20 protein-coding genes are annotated in these 21,099 nt (G+C 61.6%); 6 read left to right on the forward strand and 14 right to left on the reverse strand.

Features of this window, described 5'->3' with window-relative positions; all coding sequences use genetic code 11:
• The 11 genes from ACXJKO_RS19990 to ACXJKO_RS20040 form a co-directional block, all read right to left on the reverse strand.
• Window positions 1–567: CoA-transferase subunit beta (locus ACXJKO_RS19990; protein ID WP_457092832.1), on the reverse strand; the 567-nt coding region annotated here is incomplete at its 3' end.
• Between the two features lie 2 nt (window positions 568–569).
• Entirely contained in the window at window positions 570–1,415 is an 846-nt protein-coding gene (locus ACXJKO_RS19995; RefSeq protein ID WP_457092833.1) for a CoA transferase subunit A, read from the reverse strand.
• Window positions 1,416–1,426: 11 nt separating this feature from the next.
• On the reverse strand, window positions 1,427–2,053 hold the full coding sequence (pcaG, locus tag ACXJKO_RS20000; RefSeq protein WP_457092834.1) for a protocatechuate 3,4-dioxygenase subunit alpha: 627 nt from the start codon (window positions 2,051–2,053) through the stop codon (window positions 1,427–1,429).
• Entirely contained in the window at window positions 2,053–2,778 is a 726-nt protein-coding gene (pcaH, locus tag ACXJKO_RS20005) for a protocatechuate 3,4-dioxygenase subunit beta (RefSeq protein ID WP_457092835.1), read from the reverse strand. Before pcaH ends, pcaG begins: the two co-directional genes overlap by 1 nt.
• Before the next feature lie 20 nt (window positions 2,779–2,798).
• Complete coding sequence (gene pcaC, locus ACXJKO_RS20010; protein ID WP_457092850.1) at window positions 2,799–3,164, reverse strand: 4-carboxymuconolactone decarboxylase; 366 nt, start codon at window positions 3,162–3,164, stop codon at window positions 2,799–2,801.
• 22 nt (window positions 3,165–3,186) lie between these two features.
• Window positions 3,187–3,981 (reverse strand): 3-oxoadipate enol-lactonase, encoded by a 795-nt coding sequence (pcaD, locus tag ACXJKO_RS20015; protein WP_457092836.1) that lies wholly within the window; start codon window positions 3,979–3,981, stop codon window positions 3,187–3,189.
• 9 nt (window positions 3,982–3,990) lie between these two features.
• Complete coding sequence (locus ACXJKO_RS20020) at window positions 3,991–4,707, reverse strand: ABC transporter ATP-binding protein (RefSeq protein ID WP_457092837.1); 717 nt, start codon at window positions 4,705–4,707, stop codon at window positions 3,991–3,993.
• Window positions 4,688–5,452 carry an ABC transporter ATP-binding protein gene (locus ACXJKO_RS20025; RefSeq protein WP_457092838.1) on the reverse strand — a complete coding sequence of 255 codons (765 nt, stop codon included), beginning with the start codon at window positions 5,450–5,452 and terminating at the stop codon, window positions 4,688–4,690. The genes ACXJKO_RS20020 and ACXJKO_RS20025 overlap by 20 nt, the downstream gene beginning before the upstream one ends.
• On the reverse strand, window positions 5,449–6,450 hold the full coding sequence (locus tag ACXJKO_RS20030; protein ID WP_457092851.1) for a branched-chain amino acid ABC transporter permease: 1,002 nt from the start codon (window positions 6,448–6,450) through the stop codon (window positions 5,449–5,451). Before ACXJKO_RS20030 ends, ACXJKO_RS20025 begins: the two co-directional genes overlap by 4 nt.
• A gap of 8 nt (window positions 6,451–6,458) precedes the next feature.
• Window positions 6,459–7,322 (reverse strand): branched-chain amino acid ABC transporter permease, encoded by an 864-nt coding sequence (locus tag ACXJKO_RS20035; RefSeq protein ID WP_457092839.1) that lies wholly within the window; start codon window positions 7,320–7,322, stop codon window positions 6,459–6,461.
• Window positions 7,323–7,413: 91 nt separating this feature from the next.
• On the reverse strand, window positions 7,414–8,595 hold the full coding sequence (locus tag ACXJKO_RS20040) for an ABC transporter substrate-binding protein (protein ID WP_457092840.1): 1,182 nt from the start codon (window positions 8,593–8,595) through the stop codon (window positions 7,414–7,416).
• Between the two features lie 186 nt (window positions 8,596–8,781).
• On the opposite strand from ACXJKO_RS20040, the gene ACXJKO_RS20045 reads away from it, so the two are divergent.
• From ACXJKO_RS20045 to ACXJKO_RS20065, 5 genes are all read left to right on the forward strand, one after another.
• Window positions 8,782–9,561, forward strand: coding sequence for an IclR family transcriptional regulator domain-containing protein (locus ACXJKO_RS20045; RefSeq protein ID WP_457092841.1), 780 nt, complete (start codon window positions 8,782–8,784; stop codon window positions 9,559–9,561).
• A gap of 80 nt (window positions 9,562–9,641) precedes the next feature.
• The gene (locus tag ACXJKO_RS20050; protein ID WP_457092842.1) at window positions 9,642–9,959 is read left to right on the forward strand and encodes a hypothetical protein; all 318 of its coding nucleotides are present in this window, start codon (window positions 9,642–9,644) and stop codon (window positions 9,957–9,959) included.
• Window positions 9,960–10,010: 51 nt separating this feature from the next.
• Entirely contained in the window at window positions 10,011–11,918 is a 1,908-nt protein-coding gene (locus ACXJKO_RS20055) for a DEAD/DEAH box helicase (RefSeq protein ID WP_457092843.1), read from the forward strand.
• A gap of 268 nt (window positions 11,919–12,186) precedes the next feature.
• Window positions 12,187–12,414 carry a hypothetical protein gene (locus ACXJKO_RS20060; protein WP_457092844.1) on the forward strand — a complete coding sequence of 76 codons (228 nt, stop codon included), beginning with the start codon at window positions 12,187–12,189 and terminating at the stop codon, window positions 12,412–12,414.
• Window positions 12,415–12,589: 175 nt separating this feature from the next.
• Complete coding sequence (locus ACXJKO_RS20065; protein ID WP_457092845.1) at window positions 12,590–13,777, forward strand: extracellular catalytic domain type 1 short-chain-length polyhydroxyalkanoate depolymerase; 1,188 nt, start codon at window positions 12,590–12,592, stop codon at window positions 13,775–13,777.
• Window positions 13,778–13,844: 67 nt separating this feature from the next.
• On the opposite strand, the gene ACXJKO_RS20070 is transcribed toward ACXJKO_RS20065, so the two are convergent.
• The 3 genes from ACXJKO_RS20070 to ACXJKO_RS20080 form a co-directional block, all read right to left on the reverse strand.
• On the reverse strand, window positions 13,845–14,138 hold the full coding sequence (locus ACXJKO_RS20070) for an HU family DNA-binding protein (protein ID WP_457092846.1): 294 nt from the start codon (window positions 14,136–14,138) through the stop codon (window positions 13,845–13,847).
• Window positions 14,139–14,355: 217 nt separating this feature from the next.
• Window positions 14,356–15,159: a DUF1194 domain-containing protein gene (locus ACXJKO_RS20075; protein WP_457092847.1), complete on the reverse strand. Its 804-nt coding sequence runs from the start codon at window positions 15,157–15,159 to the stop codon at window positions 14,356–14,358.
• A 230-nt stretch (window positions 15,160–15,389) separates the two neighbouring features.
• Window positions 15,390–17,330, reverse strand: coding sequence for an HWE histidine kinase domain-containing protein (locus tag ACXJKO_RS20080; protein ID WP_457092848.1), 1,941 nt, complete (start codon window positions 17,328–17,330; stop codon window positions 15,390–15,392).
• A gap of 623 nt (window positions 17,331–17,953) precedes the next feature.
• On the opposite strand from ACXJKO_RS20080, the gene ACXJKO_RS20085 reads away from it, so the two are divergent.
• The gene (locus ACXJKO_RS20085) at window positions 17,954–20,821 is read left to right on the forward strand and encodes a glycoside hydrolase family 113 (RefSeq protein ID WP_457092849.1); all 2,868 of its coding nucleotides are present in this window, start codon (window positions 17,954–17,956) and stop codon (window positions 20,819–20,821) included.
• The last annotated feature ends 278 nt before the right edge of the window (window positions 20,822–21,099 follow it).

Genomic DNA, 21,099 nt, shown 5'->3' on the forward strand with positions numbered 1-21,099 from the left:
AGCCAGATCCGTGATCAGCAGCGTCGGGCCCTTGGTCGTGATGCCGAGCCGCTGACGGTGATCGCCGCCATCGCCGTGACCGAACGAAGTGTAGAAGTCGATCTTCTCCACCATGCCGCGCGTTGCCTGCTTCATGGTGATGAAAACCTCCTGGCAAGATGTGGCGATTTCCGGCGCACCGCCGCCGCCCGGCAGGCGAACTTTAGGCTTGTGATAATCGCCGATCACCGTGGTGTTGATGTTGCCGAACCGGTCGAGCTGTGCCGCGCCCAGGAAGCCGATGGAAATGCGCCCGCCTTGGAGCCAGTAGCGAAACATCTCCGGCACCGAGACCGTCGTGAGTGCGGTTTCGCACAACTCGCCATCGCCGATGGAGAGCGGCAGCACTTCCGGCGCGGTGCCGATGGTGCCGCTTTCATAGATCAGCGTGATATCCGGCGCATGGGTGAGCCGCGCGACGTTGCAGGCGGCGGACGGTGCGCCGATGCCGACGAAGCACACATCGTCGTTCGACAAGGCACGGGCGGCGGCGATAGTCATCATCTCGTTGGGGGTGAAATCCGGCATGCTCACAATCCCTTCACGCGTGCGGCGAACGCTTCCGGCCCGGCCTCGAGCACATTTGTCTGCATCCAGGCAGTAAACAGCTCCCGGTCGGCGGAGACCTTGTCCCATTCGAGATAGGCCGCGTTGTCGCGGTCATAATAACCATGCGTATAGGACGGATGCGCGCCGCCCGGCACATGGGCGATGGCGGTGATGGTCCAATGCGGCAGCACGCAGAGATTGGGGTGCAGATCGTCGAAATCCTCCACGATCTCCTCCACCGTCACCACGGCGCGCTTGGCGGCAAGCACCGCCTCCTTCTGCACGCCGATGATGCCCTCCACCAGCACATCGCCACGCTTGTTGGCCTTCTGCGCATGGACAAAAGTGACATCGGGACGATGCGCCGGCACGGCGGCAAGCTCCTCGCCCGTGAAGGGGCATGTGATGCTTTTGATGTCGGAGTTCACCTCTTTCAAGCCTGCACCGCGATAGCCGCGAAACACCGCGCAAGGCAGGCCGGCAGCTCCCGCCTCGTAGGCGTTTGCCATGGCAGCATGGCTGTGCTCGACGGTCTCGATGCTGCGCGGCCAGCCGTTCTCGATGGCGTCACGCATGCGGCGAAGCAAGCCCACGCCAGGGTTGCCCGCATAGGAGAAAATGACCTTCTTCACGAGACCCATGCCGATCATCTGGTCGTAGATGATGTCGGGCGTCATGCGGATCAGCGTGAGATCCTTGCGGCCCTGGCGGATCGCCTCATGCGCTGCTGCATGAGGAATGAGATGCGTGAAGCCCTCGAAGGCGACCGTATCGCCATCGCGAAGGTTTTCCGAAACAGCCTCGGACAGGCTTTTGAACTTGGCCATGATGTCAACAATCAGATATCGAAGAACACGGTTTCCTTCTCACCCTGCAAGTGGATGTCGAAGGTATAGGTAGGCATTCCGTTCTCGGTGCCGCGGCTTGCGATCAGCGTCGGCACGCGGATCTTATGCTCGATGCGTGCCAGCACGGGGCATTCCGCATTCGCGGCTTCCTCGTCGCTGAAATAGAGGCGCGTGTGCAACCCGATATTGATGCCGCGCGCCACGATCCAGAACGTGATGTGCGGCGCCATGAGGCGGCCATCCTTGTAGGGAACGCGACCCGGCTTGATCGTCTCGAAGCGGTATTCGCCGGTTGTGCCGTCCGTCGGCTGGCGCCCCCAGCCGATGAAGTTGGGATCGGCTTCGCCGCGCTTTTCTTCCGGGCTATTGTAAAGCCCGTTAGCATCTGCCTGCCAGATCTCGATGAGCGCATCCTTCAGCGGCGTGCCGCTGCCGTCGAACACGCGGCCCTTCACGATGATGCGCTCGCCCTTGGTCTCGGGCCCGACGAGAACGAGACCCAGATCTTTGTCCCACACACCGGTGATTTCCACCCAGTTGGGCGTCGCGCCGATATGGATGTAAGGCCCCGCCGTCTGCGAGGGGGACTCTTTAAGAGTTGTCAGCTTCTGAACCATCAGTTCCCCTCCATCCGGTTCTCGAACATGGTCGAGCGGCGTCCGCGCAGGACGATGTCGAACTTGTAGGCCATGGCATCCATGGGCAGCGTGTTGTGGCGGTCGAGCGCGGCGATCAACTGCTCGACGCCCGCTTTGTCGGGAATGGTCGAGACGATGGGGCATTGCCAGATCATCGGATCGCCCTCGAAATACATCTGCGTGATGAGGCGCTGGGCGAAGGCATGGCCGAAGATCGAGAAATGGATATGCGCGGGCCGCCAGTCATTGACGCCGTTCGGCCAGGGGTAGGCGCCCGGCTTGATGGTGCGGAACCAGTAGCGCCCCTCATCATCCGTGATCGTGCGCCCGCAGCCGCCGAAATTCGGGTCGATGGCGGCGAGATAGGTTTCCTTCTTGTGGCGATAGCGCCCGCCCGCATTGGCCTGCCAGAATTCCACAAGGGCACCCGGCACCGGACGGGCATTCTCGTCCAGCACACGCCCATAGACGATGATGCGCTGGCCGATGGGATCGCCGGTCTTGGCGAAGTTGCGAATGAGATCGTTGTCGAGCGGGCCGATCTTGGTGTGCCCGAACCTCGGCCCCGTCATCTCCGAGATCGTGTTGTCGAGCGACAGCAGCGGATATTGCGGCGAGCGCAGGATCGATGTCTTGTACTCCGGCGTGAGCGCAGCGGGGTGCCAGCTTCGATCCCGCTGGTAGAATGGTCCCTGGTCCGACATAGCTTTTCTCCCCACTCATCCTACTTCTGAGGATCGGCCTGTTCCATTTCCTGGAACGTCTTCTTGACGATCTTGAAGGCGTGGTTGGCGGCGGGCACGCCCGCATAGACCGCCACGTGCAGCAGCGCCTCGCGAATATCTTCCTTGGTGGCGCCCGTGTTGCGCGTAGCGCGCACATGCATGGCGACTTCCTCGTCCTGTCCCAACGCCGCCAGCAGCGCCAGCGTCACGATGGAGCGCTCACGCTTCGTGAAGTTCGGGCGCGACCACACGGAGCCCCAGGCCCCTTCGGTGATGAAGGTCTGGAAATCGGAATCGAACTCCGTCATCTGCGCGCTCGCACGATCCACATGCGCATCACCCAGCACCTGACGGCGCACAGCCATGCCGGCCTTGTAGCGTTCACTCTCAGACAAGTCCGACCTCCTGAAGATGCATTGCGATCAGTGCGGATAGAACGGCGGGCTTCTCGACGCATGGGATGTGCCCGGCATCCTCGATCAGGGCGAAGCGCCCGTTTGGAATGAGATCGGCTGTGCCGCGCACCACATCGGCGGGCGTCGATCCGTCCTGGTCTCCGGCGACGCAGAGGGTAGGAACCGAGATCCGGCCAGCATCGGCGGTCAGATCGGCATCGCGGATCGCCGCGCATGTTCCGGCATAGCCGTGAGCGGGCGTGCGCACGAGCATGTTGCGCCAGCCCGCGCATTCATCGGCGCGTCCCTCGCGGAAGGCAGGCGTGAACCAGCGTTGCAGAACGGCCTCGACGACGCTCTCCACACCGCCCTGTTCGACCGCGCCGATCCGATCCGCCCAGGTCTGCGGCGTTCCGATCTTCGCAGCCGTGCAGCATAGGGTCATCGCCTTCACCCGATGCGGAGCCTTGATCGCGGCGCGCTGCGCGATCATGCCGCCGACGGAGAGACCGACGAGAGCAGCGGAGTCGATTTTCAGATGATCGAGGAGGGCGAAAAGATCGTCCGTATGCTCATCCATCGTGTAGGGCGCGGGCGGTGCATCGGACAGCCCGTGACCGCGCTCATCGTAGAGCACGACCCGGTAGCGGTCGGTGAAAGCGGGTACGACATCCTGCCAGATGCGCAGGTCGCTGCCGAGGGAATTGATGAAGACGAGCGCGGGCGCGTCGGGCTGTCCGAGCACCTGATAATGAAGAACGATCCCGTTGGCGCGAACGAATGCCATCCCATATCCTCAATGCAGCGAGCCGACGCCGATGTAATGCTCGATCAGGCTCTGATCGGAACGAAGCTCCTCACTCGGCCCCTGCCAGACGATGCGCCCGCGCTCCAGGATGAGAACCGTTTCCGCAAAATCGAGAGCGCTTTCCAACCGCTGCTCCACGAGCAGAATCGTCATCTCTCCGCTGGAGGCAAGGCGTGCGAATGCCGCCATCAGCTCCTCGCAGATCACAGGCGCCAACCCTTCGAGAGGCTCATCGAGCAGCAGCACGGAAGGCTTGCCTAAGATAGTGCGGGCAGTGGAGAGCATCTGCTGCTCGCCGCCCGACAATTGCCAGCCGAGATTGTTGCGCCGCTCATGCAGGCGCGGAAACATGTCGTAGGCTTCCTGAATAACGCTGCGCGGGCGATCCTTGATGCCGACGATCAGGTTTTCCTCGACGGTCAGGGAACGGAAGATATCGCGGGTCTGCGGCACGAGGCCGATGCCTCGGCGGGCGCGCTCCGAACTCTTGAGCGTGGCGATATCGGTGCCGCCAATGCGGATCTCGCCCCCATAGCGGCGGTTCATACCCATGAGGCTTGAGAGCAACGTGGTCTTGCCCATGCCGTTGCGCCCGAGGATCGACAAGCGCGTGCCGGACGGCACGGAGAACGACACGTCCTCCAGCACGAGCGTCGGGCCGTAACCCGCGCTGAGATTGCGAACTTCAAGCGACGCTGCGGGCATTGGCATAATTCCCAAGATAGGCTTCGCGCACCTTTGGATTGGCCGCGACCTCGGAGGGTAGTCCCTCGAAGATAATTTCACCTGCGGCCAGAACCACCACGCGCTTGGCGAACCGGAAAACGAGATCCATATCGTGCTCGATCATCAGTACCGCGAGACTGGGGGGCAGACGCTCCAGAGCCTGCTCGATGCGCGGCGTGTCGGCGGAAGGCACRCCCGCCGCCGGCTCATCGAGTAGCAGAACCTTCGGCCTGAGCGCGAGAGCGATGGCGATTTCGAGAAGGCGCTGCTGGCCATAGGCAATCTCGCGTACCTTGCGCCGCGCCACATCGAGCAGGCCGAGAGTGCCGAGGATGCCCTCAACCTCGTCGGCAACATCGGCGTTGCCGACGAAGCGGCCGAGGATGCGCGTGGCCTTGCCCTCACGCTGAAGCACGGTGAGGGTCACATGCTCCTCCGGCGTCATGTCGGAGAACAGGCGCGTCACCTGGAAGGTGCGCACCAGCCCTTTGCGGACGCGCCGCACAGCGCCGAGGTTTGTTACATCCTCGCCATTCAGGATGACGCGACCCGCGCTGGGCTTCAGCTGGCCCGTCACCAGATTGACGAAGGTGGTCTTCCCCGCACCATTCGGCCCGATCAGCGCGAGGCGTTCTCCCGCGGGAAGCGACAGGGAGATGTTGCGGCTGACCGCAAGACCACCGAAGGATTTGGACAGGCCTTCGACACGGAAGAGATCGCTCATCGCCGGCCTCCTTTGACGCTGCCCGTTCGCGACAGCTTCTCGATGAGACCGCTCAAGCCGCTGGGAGCAGCGAGCACCACGGCGATGAGCAGCGCGCCGACCATCGTCATCCAGTGGAACGGGTTGATGGCGGAGACCACATGCTCGAAGCCCATGAAGATGACGGTGCCGATCAATGCGCCGTAGAGCGTGCCGAGACCGCCGAGCACCAGCATGACCAGGGCGTTCGCCGACAATTCGAAACTGACGCTGTCGAGACCCACAACCTGCGTGGAGATGGCGGCAAGCGCACCGCCCATTCCTGCCACCGCGCCCGAGATCACGAACATTTTCAGGAGCACCGGAAACACATAGGCACCCATGGAACGGATGCGGATCGGGTCTTCCTTGATGCCACGGCAGAGCATGCCGAAGGGCGAGGTAACGACGAATTTCAAGGCGACGAACACGATGACCAGAAGCGCGAGGCCGAAAAGATAGGCGGTCTGTCCCCACAGGTCGAACTCGAACATGCCGAAGAGCGGGCTGATCATGAGGCCAGCCAACCCATCGCTGCCGCCGGTATAGCCTGAAGCCTTGTTGGCGGCCTCGTGGAACAGTTGAACGATGGCGATGGAGAGCACGAGCTGCGCCAAGCCGTGCGCGCGCAGCATTATCGTTCCCATCAGCAGGCCCGCGACTGCGCCTGCCACGGCACCGATGGCGATGAGCGTCATCGGCTCCGTCACGCCGTTGACGCAGGCGATGCCCGCCGCATAGGCGCCAGCGCCGAACAGCGATGCCTGGCCGAGCGACGCCACGCCGCAATAGCCGACGATGAGATCGAGCGACAGCACCAGCAGAGCGATGGCGATGATGCGCGTGAGCAAGGCGAGATTGTCGGGAAACTGCCAGTAACCTGCAGCCCCTGCCACGAGGATAATGGCGAGGCCGATTGCATCGCGCATCCAGCTTGGTCCAGTGGATTTAGCAGAAGCCAGCCGTTCGGTTTGAGCCATCAGTTGCATTACTGAGCCCTCCCGAAAAAGCCGCGCGGGAACACGCAGACGATGGCGATCACGGCAGCGTAGAAAAAGAAGTTGCCGAATTCGGGCATGAGGTAACGCCCCGTCGTATCCACCGCGCCCAGCAGAAGGCAGGCGATGACGGCGCCCGGAATGGAGCCTGCACCGCCGACCGACACGACGACCAGGAATGTCACCATGTAGCGCAGCGCGTAATAGGGCTCGATGGGAAGGAACTCGGCGCCGACCACACCGCCCAGCGCCGCAAGCCCGATGGCGATGGCGAAGCTGACCGCATAGACCACCTGCGTGCGCACGCCGAGCGCGTCGCTCATAGCCGCGTTATCTACGGTGGCTCGTAGCTTGATGCCGAAGCTCGTTCTCTCGATCAGATACCAGAGCCCGCCCGCCACCACGACGCCGCAGGCGATGACGAAGAGGCGGTGCGCCGCGATGGTACGGAAGCCCACATCTACCGGCTGCGCGAGGCTGCTCGGCAGCGGGATGGTCTTGAGAGTGGGGCCGAAGAAATAGTTGGTGATGCCGATGATGCAGAAGGTGATGCCGATGGTCATCAGCACCTGGGTCAGCTCCGGGCTGCCATAGATGCGGCGGTAGAGAAAACGCTCCAGCGGAATGGAGATGATGACCGTGCCGACGATCGCAAGAAAGATCGCGACGGCATAGCCGAGACCGAGATCGCGCGCGGCATAGGATGCAATATAGCCCGCGATCATCGCGAAAGCGCCGTGCGCCAGATTCACCACGCGCATCAGGCCCATGGTGAGAGACAGGCCGATGCAGATGATGAACAGCACCATGCCGTAGGCAAAGGCGTCGACTGCAATGCTGAGAATGGTCTGCATCGAAATGGTCCGGGCGCCTCGTGTTCGGGAGCGGAGGCGAAAGGCGCGATCTCAACCGACCGCGCCTTTCGAGAGTTTGCGAGAACCCGCCTTACTGGGTGGCGAGGCCAGGATCCTTCTGGTTCTCGAAGGTCTGGATTTCCTTGTTGATGGACTTGCCGTCAGCGCCCTTCGCGACTTCGCGCAGATAGATGTTCTGCGTGATGTGGCGCGTGTCGGGCTCGATGCGCACAGGCCCGCGCGGGCTCGTCCAGGACAAGCCCTTCACGGCGTCCACCGCCTTCTGGGCATCCTGCTTGCCGTCCGTCGCTTCGATCATCTTGTAGATGACATGCATGCCGTCATAGGCGCCGACGGACGGGAACGAGAGCTGGTCCGCCGAGCCTATGGCCTTGGTGGCAGCCTCCACGAACTTCTTATTCTCCGGGCTGTCATGCGAGACCGCGTAATGGAAGCTGGTCTTCAAGCCTTCCGCCGCATCTCCAAGCGCCGGCAGATCGGATTCCTGCGTGAGATCGCCCGGCGCATAGAACTTGATGCCCGCTTTTTTAAGCCCCGTGTCGTTATAGGCCTTCGCGAAGCCAAGGGTCGGCGGACCGGAGGGAAGGAAGGCGAAGAGGCCGGTCGCGCCGGAATCGCGCACGCGCTGCATGATCGGGCTGAAATCGTTGGTATTCATAGGCATGCGGATGGCTTCCACCACCTGCCCGCCAGCTGCCTCGAAGGCCTTCTTGAAGGCGTTTTCCGCGTCGACACCGGGGCCGTAATCGCTGACGATGGTGATGGCTTTCTTCACGCCCTCATCGACGGCGACCTTGCCGAGGGGCGTCGTCGTCTGTGCGGTGGTGAACGATGTGCGCACCACGAGGGGCGACGTGTTCATGATGGCGGAGGTCGCCGCATTGAAGATGACGAGCGGCGTGTTGGCCTGGGCGAGCAGAGGCGTGATCGCCATGGCATCCGGCGTGAAATAGACGCCGCCGAGATACTGCACCTTCTCCTTCACGACGAGTTCCTGCGCAAGCGCCCGCGACTGCGCGGGGTTGGCGGCTGGAAGATCGCGATAGATCACCTCGATGTCATGGCCTTTCACCGACTTGCCGTTGAGCGCCATGTAAGCCTCGACACCGGCCTGGAAGTTCTTACCCTGGAGCGCGAAGGGCCCGGAGAACGGACCGATGATGCCGACCTTGATGGTGTCGGCATAAGCCGCGACCGATCCCATCAGGAGGGTGCCGAGCGCGGCGCCCAGAATTTTTCGACCTGCTGTCATTCCTCGTTTCCTTCCCTCTTCGAGCCGCTCGGTCTCTTTGGTCCGGACCGCGGTTTCCATCATCCTATGGTCTAGCATTTTGTGCGCATTGCGAACATTGAAAACCATATCGCACATGAAGTACGATGCGAGCATGCGGTGTCAAGGCTACCAAAGTCCAGCACCCTTAATCTTCGGGAGGAGAGCATGCAGGATCCAGAGGTCGAGGATCAGGGCGGCGACAGGGACTTCGTGGCCAGCCTCGAAAAGGGACTGCTCGTCATCGAGGCCTTCGACGCGAACCGCCCGCGCCTGACGCTCTCCGACGTGGCGAAGCTGACCGGGATCACGCGGGCTGCCGCCCGGCGCTATCTGCGCACCCTGACCAAGCTGAACTATGCGGATTTCGATGGCCGATACTTCTCCTTGAGCCCACGGATTCTTCGCCTTGGCTATGCCTTCCTGTCCTCCACCTCGCTCTCCTCCCGCCTGCAGCCGAGCCTGGAGCGGGTCTCGGAGGAGACGGGAGAGTCGAGCTCGGCCGCCATGATGGATGGGGACGACATCGTCTACATCGCCCGCTCCGCCACCCGTCGCATCATGTCTATCGGTTTAGGCGTCGGGAGCCGGCTGCCGGCCCATTGCACCTCGCTCGGCCGCGCGATTCTAGCCCATCAGTCCGATGAGGTCATGGAGGCCTATTTGGAGCGCGCCCGCTTGGAGGCCCGCACGCCGAAGACCATCACCAGCAAGGCCAAGCTGCGGGAGGTCCTGCACGCGACCCGAGGGCAAGGCTTCGCCATCGTCGACGAGGAACTGGAGTTGGGGCTGCGCTCCATCGCCGTTCCGCTTGTTCAGAAGAACGGCCAAGTGGCCATTGCCCTGAACATCAGCGCGCAGGCGGCCCGGGTGCCCCTGGCGGAGATGGAAGGGCGCTACCTGCCCTCGCTCAAGGCTGCCGGCGAGGCTCTGCACTACATGTTCTAGCGTTGCTCGAGCGTTTTGCCGGTTGATCGAATTGCCCAGTTGGGCGTTACTGTTCGAAGCAAAGCTAAGAAGGAGCCCCCATGGTGACCCTGGAGATTGCCGGCAAGGCCGTTGCCGTGACCAACGCGGAAGAAGGGCAGGCCCAAGAACTCTTTTTGAGCGAGAGCTTTAAAGATGACCTGAAGTCGTTTAAGAGCGAGGGCCGCTTCCTGTGGGACGGCTCAGCTGCCTTGACAACCAGGCCCGCATCGGGGGACGAAATCGATGCATTCTATGAGGTTCTGGACGAAGAGGACGAGGACGAGGTCGAAAACGACGAAGACTCTGACGGCGTCAATATTGATGTCGTGTTCCTGGTGTCAATCGACGAAATAGACGAAAGCACCACCTCTGGCTGATCATTATTCTCGGAGCCCTGGTAGGCTCTCAAACCGGTTCAGCCACTTTACATGCCTTTTCCCAAATCCAATCCTAGCCTTGAGCGCGCACTCGCCGACAAAGGCTATAACGACCCCACTCCCGTCCAAGCCGCCGTTCTCGACGCGGATGCCCTCGACCGCGATCTTCTCGTCTCGGCGCAAACGGGCTCCGGCAAGACGGTTGCGTATGGCCTGGCCATGGCCTCCACGCTGCTCGGCGATGCGGAGCGCCTGAGCCCTCCCCGCGAGCCGCTGGCCCTCATCATCGCGCCGACCCGCGAGCTGGCACTGCAGGTCCATCGTGAGCTGATCTGGCTCTATGGCCCTGCCGGCGCACGCGTCGTTTCCTGCGTCGGCGGCATGGATGTGCGCCGCGAGCAGCGTGCTCTCGAAGACGGCTGCCATATCGTCGTCGGAACGCCGGGCCGTCTGCGCGACCACCTGGAGCGCGGACGCCTCGATACGTCGAAGATGAAGGTCGTCGTGCTCGACGAGGCCGACGAGATGCTCGATCTCGGCTTCCGTGAAGACCTGGAATTCATCCTCGACGCCACGCCGGAGGAGCGCCGCACGCTGCTGTTCTCCGCAACGCTGCCGAAGAACATCGTGGCGCTCGCGCGCCGTTACCAGCGCGATGCGCATCGCATCGACACGCTTGTCGCGAACCAGCCGCATGGCGACATCGAATACCGCGCGATCCGCTGCGCGCCGAACGAGGTCGAGCTTGCGACCGTCAACATCCTGCGCTTTTACGAAAGCCGCGGCGCGATGGTGTTCTGCCACACGCGTGAGGCCGTGCGTCACCTGCATGCGAGCCTGCTGGAGCGCGGCTTTTCCGTCGTCGCCCTCTCCGGCGAGCTGAGCCAGAGCGAGCGCAGCCATGCCCTGCAGGCCCTGCGCGACGGACGCGCCCGCGTCTGCGTCGCCACCGACGTCGCCGCGCGCGGCATCGACCTGCCGGATCTGGGCCTCGTGATCCACGTGGATCTGCCCAACGATCACGAAACGCTCCTGCACCGCAGCGGCCGCACGGGCCGCGCGGGGCGCAAGGGCGTGTGCGTGATGATGGTGCCCTATACCCGCCGCCGCAAAGCCGAGCGCCTCATCGACATGGCAGGCATCGACACGACCTGGGCCGCCCCGCCATCGGCGGAAGAGGTCCGCGTGCGCGACCGCGAACGCCTGATGCATGACCCGATGTTCACCGAGGAAACCACGGAAGAAGATCTGGCCATCGCCCGCATGCTGCTTGCCGAGAAATCGGCGGAAGACATCGCCAACGCTCTCGCGCGCTTCCACCGCGCGCGCCTGCCTGCGCCTGAGGAGATCTTCGATCCCGGTCCAGACCGTGGACCGCGCGAGCGCAAGGACAAGCGCGAACGTGAGACCGACCGCGCATTTGGCGGCAGAGACAAGGGACGCGGTTCGGATGAATCCTACGGTTCGTCGGAAGACATGGTATGGTTCCGCATGAGCGTGGGCCGCCGCAACAATGCCGACCCGCGCTGGCTGCTGCCGATCATCTGCCGCCTGGGCCATGTGACCAAGAAGGAAATCGGCTCGATCAAGATCTTCGATCGCGAGACGAAGTTCCAGATTGCCCAGTCCCACGCTTCGAAATTCGCTGCCTCCACGCGCAAGGCGAATGACGAGGATATCCGCATCGAACCGGCCGAAGGCCCGCAGGGCAAGTCTGCACCTGGCAAGTCTTCCCCCGGCAAGCCCTGGGCCGCGCGCAAGCCCAAGGATGCGCCGGAAGGTGGCTTTGGCGACAAGGGCCCGAGAGAGAAGCGGGACTTCGCCTCGCATAAAGGTCCGCGCAGCGACAAGGGCCCCAAGGAAGGTTTCAAGGGTGGAAAGCCGCCTTACGACCACAAAGGCCCGAAGAAGGACAAGTTCCCGAAAGACAAGAAGCGTAGCGCCGATAAGCGCAGCTGATACATAGACAAACCCGGGCCTCGCTAACAGGCGCGAGGCCCGGTTTCCCGGCCATGCACGACAGGTCGGATGAAGGCCCCTTCCCCTTGGGCCGGACAGGCGATTTGCTTGATCTCATTCAAGTACAGCCAAGCTTTTTAAGAAGAAAAACCCAAACTAAGTAAATGGTAATATTATCCACTCTCTAGCTGGAGAGCAGACAAGGTTTGTTGGATTGGCTAGGTTTTGGTCATCGAAGGCCAAGGGGCAAACAACAATGAAACCGGACATGGACCTGATCGGCGCACTCACCAGCTTCTCGGTGGGCACCCTGGATGGGCGGGATGCGATGATGGTGATCGAGCTGGCCACCACACCGGAGGAATACGAGCGTGGGGTGCGGCATCAGATGCCGGTGGCGATGACGCCGGAGCATGCCCGGGAGCTGGGCGAGGCGCTGCTGCTGGCCGCCAAAGCCGCCCTCATGGGCGACACCCCATCCTACGCCGTCAACTGACTATATTTTTTAAGAACTTAACTCACGATATTATAAGCGCTCCGCTCACCTTAGGGGGCTAGGGAGGCGGAGCGCACATCACTTTTTGTTGCAGTGCAATATATCTTTTTTGCATTGCAACGTGACGTCCTCTAATGCGTTGTCCTGCTTTCCATAACGTTCAAGGATTAGCCGCATGCAGCGCCTAGGAGAAATGCTTCACCAATTGGCCCAATACCGAAGCCAATGGGAAGGCCAGATGAAATCCTCGAATTTGGGCTCCCCCTTCGAGACCTCCCCGACATATTCAAACCGGCTCGTGGAGACACGGGATTTCGGCTCCAATCCCGGCAATTTGCGCATGTTCAGCTATGTGCCGCCGGAAGTGGCGGAGGCCCCTGCCCTCGTGGTGGTTCTGCATGGCTGCACGCAGGATGCCGCCGGCTACGATTACGGCTCCGGCTGGTCGGTTCTCGCGGAAGAGTACGGCTTCATCGTCGTCTATCCCGAGCAGCAGGATTCTAACAACATCAATCGCTGCTTCAACTGGTTTCAGGTGCAGGACATCGAACGCGGTCACGGCGAAGCGCTGTCGATCCGCCAGATGGTCGAGCACGCTGCGCGGGAGCATGGTGTCGATCCCGGCAAGGTCTTCGTGACAGGCCTCTCCGCCGGCGGCGCCATGACATCCACGATGCTGGCGACCTATCCCGACGTGTTCGCCGGCGGCGCGATCATCGCGGGTCTGCCCTATCGCTGTGCCACCACCGTCGCCGAAGCCTTCGAGTGCATGTTCCAGGGCCATTCCCGCCCGGCTGAGGAATGGGGCGATCTGGTTCGTCGCGCTTCCAAGCATGGCGGCCCGTGGCCCAAGGTATCCGTCTGGCACGGCAGCGCCGATGCCACCGTGAAGCCTTTGAATGCGGGCGAGATCATCAAGCAATGGACGAATGTGCATGGCTTGAAGACCAAGCCCGACCGCAAGGAAACCGTTGACGGATATCCGCGCCGTGTCTGGACGAATGCCGAGGGCGAGACGGTGATCGAGGAGTACACCATCACCGGCATGGCGCACGGCACGCCGCTTGCGACGGGCGATGGCGAGAACAGCTATGGCGCCGCAGGCCCATTCCTGCTGGAGGTCGGCATCTCATCGAGCTATCGCATCGCGCAGTTCTGGGGATTGACCAAGGCGGAGCGCAAGGTGCAGCAGAAGCCAAAGGCCCAGACCAAACTGAGCCAGCCTGTGCCGGAGACCGCGTCTCAAGAGAAAGAGACGGTTTCAGCCCGCGTGGAAAGCCTCAAAAGCAAGCGCCGTTCCCCGATTCCGGATGTGAGCGCTGTGATCAACAAGGCGCTCAAGGCCGCAGGCCTCATGCGCTAAAACTTGATAGCCCAAAACGAATTGGGCGCCCTCAAGGGCGCCCAATCGAAACTTCCGTGCGGTCGGCTTACTTCTTGCCGCGGCGCTTGGTGTTGACCAGTTCCTTCATGGCCTTGGCCTGCTCGAACTTCACGTTCTTCGAAGCAGCGATCTTGATGGCCTCGCCGGTCTGGGGGTTGCGGCCCTTGCGAGCCTTGCGCTCGACGAGCTTGAACTTGCCGAAGCCGAAGATCGAGACTTCGTCGCCCTGCTGGACGGACGCGGAGATCGTGTCGAACAGGTTGTCGATGATGTCGCGAGCGAAGGTCTTGGTCAGCTCGTATTCCTGAGCGATGTGCTCGATGAGGTCGTTCTTGTTCATGTAAAGCCCCTTTGATCTGAGGGAATAGCTTGATGATGCGCTTGGCCCTACGAAAAGGCCATATGCCGCCGTCGCATGGGGACAGGTTCCGGTCAAGACGGTTTTTGCATTCCATGCCCTACAGACGTGCGTTCTTATGGGGGAAATGCCAATAACGCAGCGTCAGCGCTGGGTTTTCGGGGGATGAGGGCTTCTCGAAGCACCGAATCARCAACGCTCAAGGCCTCCTGTTTTCGCTGATTCCATCCTCGATCTTGCGCCTCTCCCCGGTCACGCAATTCATGGTGGCCTGGGCGGGAACGAGCTTGAGCGGCCCGCCCTCCAGCCCCGCGATCTCGCGCATGATCTTGGTCCGGATCACCATGGCGAATTGCTCGGGATCGTGCAGGGGGATCATGAAGGAGCCCACGCCGCCGATGATGCATTCCCGGTAATAGGCATCGAGCCCATCCATCTCGGGACTGCCCATGGTCCGCGCGAACATGATCGGCAGGCCGTTGATAACGATCCCTTCCGCGACCGCCTCGTCCCTCGCAAGAGCCACCCTGCGCCCGTCGTTGTTGGGGCCGTCGCCGGAGATGTCGATGACGCGCCGGGCCGCGATCTTTCCCACATCGACGAAAAGCTCGCGGCTGAAATCGATAGCGGCGGAGATCGATGTCATGCCCGCCTGACGCGTGGGCTTGCCCGATAGACTGTCGGCGAACGACCTCGCCTTCTCCGGCCCGTCGATCACCATCCACGGCACGAGAATGGTCTGGTCCTTCACGCCCGACCATTCAACATAAGTCACCGCGATGCGGCCCGCGGGCCCGTTCCTGATCACCTCGTGCACGAGCGAAGAGCGAAAGGCTTCGGCAAAGCCCGTGCGCTGCAGCGTTTGCTCTTCCGACTCCATCGATGAGGAAATATCGACCGCCAGGACAAGCGCCAGATCGAGCTGCGGCTCGGCTCCGGCGGGTAGGATCGGCATGACGATGAGCGACAAACACGCAAGAATACGCCAGAAACGACGAAGCATGACCACCTCCGCCCCTGCCTTCGGTGTCTTTCGAGCAAAACCCGCTGCCCTGTATTCAACGCGGCAAGCTGGACTTTGATGCGTCCGATCCGTGATCAAACATGGGCGCCTTGAATCGCTCTGAAGACAGGCCCAGGATTATTGCGCTCTTTCGAGATACGGCGCGATGGCAATTAAGTTTCGTCGCACGGCGACGCTTGTCGATTCCGATGGAGAGCAGGCGGAGAATTCTAAGCGGCGAAAGCGGAATTCTTGAGAGGGCTGCCGAGGATCGGCAGGTCCGCCTCCTCCATGGGCGCATCGATGGTGCAGACGACACCGGTCGGCGCGAAATCGATCGTGACATCGCCCTGAAGATCCGAGGCAAGGCTGCGTTCGATAAGCCTTGTGCCGAATCCGCGACGCTGGAGCGGCTGAACGAGAACGCCGTCCTTCTCCTCCCACCGTAGATGCAGCCGCGCCGGCTGAACATTGCTGTCGAGCGACCAAGTAATCTCGACGCGGCCAACCGCGCTCGACAAGGCGCCATGCTTCACCGCATTGGTCGCAAGCTCCTGCAGCGCCATGGACAAAGCCAGCGCAGCGCGCGGCGACAGACGAACCTCGGGCCCCTCGCTGAGCAAACGTCCTTCACCGACGCCGCGATAGGGCTCGACGGCCTGAGCCACGATCTCGCGCAGCGCCGCTCCTTCCCAATTCTCACGCGTCAGCACATCATGGGCTCTGGAGAGCGCAAAGAGGCGCGCTTCCAGCGCCATGCGCGGCTCCTGCGCGACACCCGCATTGCGCAGAGTCTGCGCCGCGATGGATTGCACCGTCGCAAGGGTATTCTTCACCCTGTGGTTCAGCTCATGAATAAGAAGCTCGCGATGCTCCTCGGCCTGCTTGCGGCTTCCGACATCGCGGAAGTAAACGGAGAGTCCGCCATCCGCCGTGGGAAAGATGCTGATCTCCAGCCACTGATCGATCACGGATGAGTTGGATTCCAGGCGCACCGGGCTCCTGGTCTCCATGGCATGAAGATGTGCCGTGTAAGGCTCCGACTCGATGGCCTGCGGAAACTCATCCCAGCACAAGCGTCCCATCAAGACGTCGCGCGTCTTGCCCCACAGTTCTTCCGCCTTGCGGTTGACATAGGTGAAGCGCCAATCGCGGTCGACGGCGTAGAAGGCGTCGTTGATGCTCTCGAGGATGTCGCGCATCCGCTCCTCGCTTTCGCGAAGAGCCGTTTCCACACGTGCGCGCTCCACCGCATCCCATGTGCGCTCAGCCACCTGGCGTACGAGAACCTCTTCGTCCTCGCGCCAATGCCGGGGATCGACCTGATGAACGAGTAAGGCGGCCGCAACGCGCCCGCCCTTGATCAACGGCACCGTGATGCCGGATCGCGCACCGATAGCGACATAGGTCGCGGCAATCCCTTCGCCTGCGGTGAGCTGATCGTCGAAAGCGTCATGCAGGCAGACGGTGTGCCCTTCCTTTAGCACTGCGATGAGCGGCTCTCCGAACACTTCCACCGGGTAGCGACCAACAAGGCTCGGCGTGCCTTGATCAGTCCAGTCTCGGTCCACGATGAAGACCTCACCGGTCGGCGTATCTTCCACATAGCCGTAATTAACGCGGGACGCATTGAGGTGCCGCCCTAGCGTTTCAGCCGCCACAGCCATGACCTCGTGAGGGTCGGTGAGGTGGTGAAGCCGCTGATCGAGCTCGAGCCGGAAACGCAAATTTCTTTCAGCACGCTCCTGCGCAACCGTCGCACCATGGATCCACAGCGTACCGCGAATCCGCCCTCCTTCATCCATGACCGGCGAGCAGGAGAAGCTGTAATCCACCTCACCGGAATAGCCGGTGCGCCGGACGACGAAAGTGAGATCGTCCATCTGCGGCGCGTCACCCGTATGGACTTTCGTGATGATCGCCTCCGCATCACGCACATGCTCGGGCCAGACATCCGCGAATTTTTGCCCGAATGCACCCGGATGGCGCTGGTCGAGAATGGATGCATAGCTCCTGTTGTAGAAGATGCTGCATTCAACGCCCCAAAGCAGGAACATGGGCTGGCGCGCACCCAGCATGAGAGCAATGACGGTACGAATGCAGGCAGGCCACGTCTCGGGAGCACCGAGCGGCGTCTGCAGCCAGTCGCAGCCTTCCAGTGCTAGGCTCATGCCGACTGCAACAGGCTGTCTTAGCCCAGCAGACTCGATGTGCTTGGGGTCAAATCTCATCAGATCGGACCCACGACATGGCGTCGGAACGGTCAACGGCCTGTTTGCTGCCTTGCTTCACGTAACGCCCCATGGCTCTACCGCTCTTCTCAGCCGGTGAAATAGCTCTGCATTCTGAACCGCTGGCTTCAAGCCCTGGAGGCTCCGACTCCGAGCAGGTTTCACACGGCATAATGTTATATTGAAAAGATAAAGCCGCATGGGCGAACTGTCACTGCGTTACAATGTACCAAACGTCGACCGGATACACTCCTAGATCATGCCGTAAGGGAAGGTCAGGCATACGTATTTTGCATGCCAAGCAAGCTTTTGCTTCCCAGATTCAGCATCAAGCTTAAGCTTTGTTTTTGTTGCGACGTATCATTTCCAGTAAAACTTAGCCTGAATAAATGAATATGAAAGCGCGAATGCCAAGCTTATCAGGCAATAGCCAAGTTTAACTCTACAAAGGTTGAATTATTTCTCGGCGCTTTATACCGCTTTGCAGACGATATACCGGAACGACCCTCTGCCTTCCGGTCATTTCCAGCCCACTGTCCCAAAGCTCATAAAGCGAGGCATTCATGGCGAGCACTTCGTCCGCTACCCAAAGCACCGTCAATCTTTCCGCATGGGCGGATGTCGCCAATGGCATCGGCGCACTTGTCTATCTCGTCGTGAACGGCGTTCGCGTCGGCGAACCACTATATGTCACTGCCGGACGCTGGAGCGGACAACCAGCGCAGAACCTCACCTTCACGTTCGATGTGCCCGCGAAGGTCGATTCCATGTCGCTCGAGTTCGCCAACGACATGATCGACGGCGGCAATCGTGCGCTCTACATCGATAGTCTCAAGGTCAACGGCGTCGCTCTCACGCCAAGCGAAGCGAAGTTCTACAACACCTGGGGCGGCATCGAGAATGGCAGCTGGAATATATGGTACAACGGCCGCCTCACCTACGACATGACCAACCGCGAGGATATCTTCAAACCTGTTGCCGGTGTGGTGAAGAACGGCACCGAGGGCGCGGACTCGCTTGTCGGCGCAGGCGGGCCCGACACACTCAACGGTGCCGGCGGCAACGATACCCTCGTCGGCGGAGACGGCGCCGACAGCCTTAACGGTGGCGCCGGCGATGACGTGCTGAACGGCGGTGCCGGCATCGACACTCTGATCGGCGGCGCAGGCAACGATAAGTATGTGATCGACAATGCCGGCGATGTGGTCACCGAGCTCGCGAATGGTGGTACCGACACGGTCGAGTCTTCCATCGCCGCCACGCTTGGCACCAATGTCGAGCATCTCACGCTCACCGGCAGCGCCGACATCAACGGTACGGGCAATGCGATCGGCAACCTGATCACCGGCAATGCGGGCAGCAACCGCCTCTCCGGCGGCGCGGGAGTGGATACGCTCGATGGCGGCCCGAATGCATCGGGCAAGATCGACACGCTCGCAGGCGGCGCGAACGACGATGTCTACATCGTGCGCAACGCATCCGACGTGGTGATCGAGAACGCGAACGAAGGCACCGACGAGGTTYGGGCCTCCGTGACCTATTCACTCGCCGCCAATGYGGAGCGCCTCGTCATCACTGGGACGAGCGCGATCAACGGCGCCGGCAATGATCTCGGCAATCGTATCACCGGCAACTCGGCAGCGAACCTTCTTCAAGGACTCGGAGGCAACGACACTTTGGTCGGCGGTGATGGGGCGGATACCCTCATCGGCGGCGCGGGCAGCGGTACGCTCCAGGGCGATGCGGGCGCTGATGTTTTCCGCTTCATCAAGGGCGGCGGCCAGGACACCATCGTGGACTTCAACGCGGCGCAAGGCGACCGCATCGACCTGATCGGCACCGGCATCACCGGCCTCGACAAGCTTCAGATCACCACGACAGGCACGACGCACGTCATCGGGCTGGGCGACGGCACCACGGTCACGCTCACCGCAACCACTGCACCGCAAGCGAGCTGGTTCCAGTTCGATCCGGTCAGCGGAGGCGGCAGCACGACTCCTCCCGGCGGAACGGATGGGATCTTCACTTGGGAAGGCATCAGCCTGCCGTCCTATTGGGGTGGACGCCTCCAGACGCCAGGCGCCGAAGCAGCTCTTGGACAGATCAAGGATACGGGCGCCAACACCGTCACCGTGATCCCGCAATTCTTCATGGCGGATCAGTTCAGCAATGATGTGAAGCTCAACATCAACCCAACTAATCCATGGGCGAGCGAGAGCGATACCTTCGCGCAGGTGAAGCAGGGAATCATCGATGCCAAAGCGGATGGCCTGAAGGTCGTGCTCAAGCCGCATGTGGAGACGGACAACCGCGTGTGGCGCGCTGAGATCGCGCCCACCAATCCGAGCCTCTGGTTCGACAACTACCGCGCCATGATGGTGGAATACGCCAAGGTCGCGCAAGCCGCCGGCGCCGACATGTTCGTCATCGGCACCGAGATGAAGAGCATGACGGTGGCGCAGTACACCTCCGAATGGAACGAGATCATCGATGCGGTGCGCGCGGTCTATAGCGGCCCCGTCACCTATTCCTCAACGGATTCGGAAGCGGCCCAGGTGCAGTTCTGGGACAAGCTGGATTACATCGGCATCAACTCGTATTTCCCGATGACCACCAGTAACAATCCAACCGTCGATCAGCTCATCGACGCCTGGGTGAAGAAGTCGCCGATCTGGTACACCGACAACATCCACCAGGGCATGTCGACCATCGATTATCACAAGTCGATCGCCGACAAGTGGGGGAAGAAGGTGATCTACACCGAGGTCGGCTATGGCAGTTATGACGGCGCCAACAAGGACCCCGGCACCGGCACGGGTTCGAGCACCGTCGACTACCAGGAGCAGGTGGATCTCTACAAGGCGCTCTATCATGTGATGGAGAATTGCGGCGGCCAGTGGCTCGACGGTGCGTTCCTGTGGCAGTTCCATCCCTTCGCCGACCCGACGGCGGATGCGGGCGTGCCGCAGCTCGACTTCACCTTCCAGGGCAAGCCCGCCAACGCGGTGGTGACCGAGCATTATTCGAGCCCTGCTCACGTGACCGGCATCACTCGCATCGGCACGGCCTCGGCCGACAAGCTCGATGGCGGCTATCACAACGACACGGTGAGCGGCGCAGGCGGCAACGACACAATCTGGGGCGGCGCCGGCCATGACATGCTCAGTGGCGGCGCGGGTGCGGATCGCTTCGAGTTCGGATCGCGAAGCGGCAACGACACTGTCTCGGATTTCGACGTCTCCGTCACAACCGAGGTCATCGCCATCGCGAAAAACGTCAACGGCCTGGAGCTGACAACCTTCACGCAGCTCATGGCCCGCACGACGACGGTCGGAGCCGATTCCGTGGTCGATCTGGGCAGCGGCAACAGCCTGAAGCTCGCCGGTGTTACAAAGGCTCAACTGACAGCCAACGACTTCATCTTCATCTGATAAAAGGGAGCGGCATAAATGCCTCTCGAGGCGGTCCGGGCAGCGTCCGGGCCGCCTTTTTTGCTGTTTTTCTGCAAATGAAACACAATCCACTCTCTAGCTGGAGAGCAGACAAGGTTTGTTGGATTGGCTAGGTTTTGGTCATCGAAGGCCAAGGGGCAAACAACAATGAAACCGGACATGGACCTGATCGGCGCACTCACCAGCTTCTCGGTGGGCACCCTGGATGGGCGGGATGCGATGATGGTGATCGAGCTGGCCACCACACCGGAGGAATA

This window comes from Microvirga sp. P5_D2, from assembly GCF_054049475.1.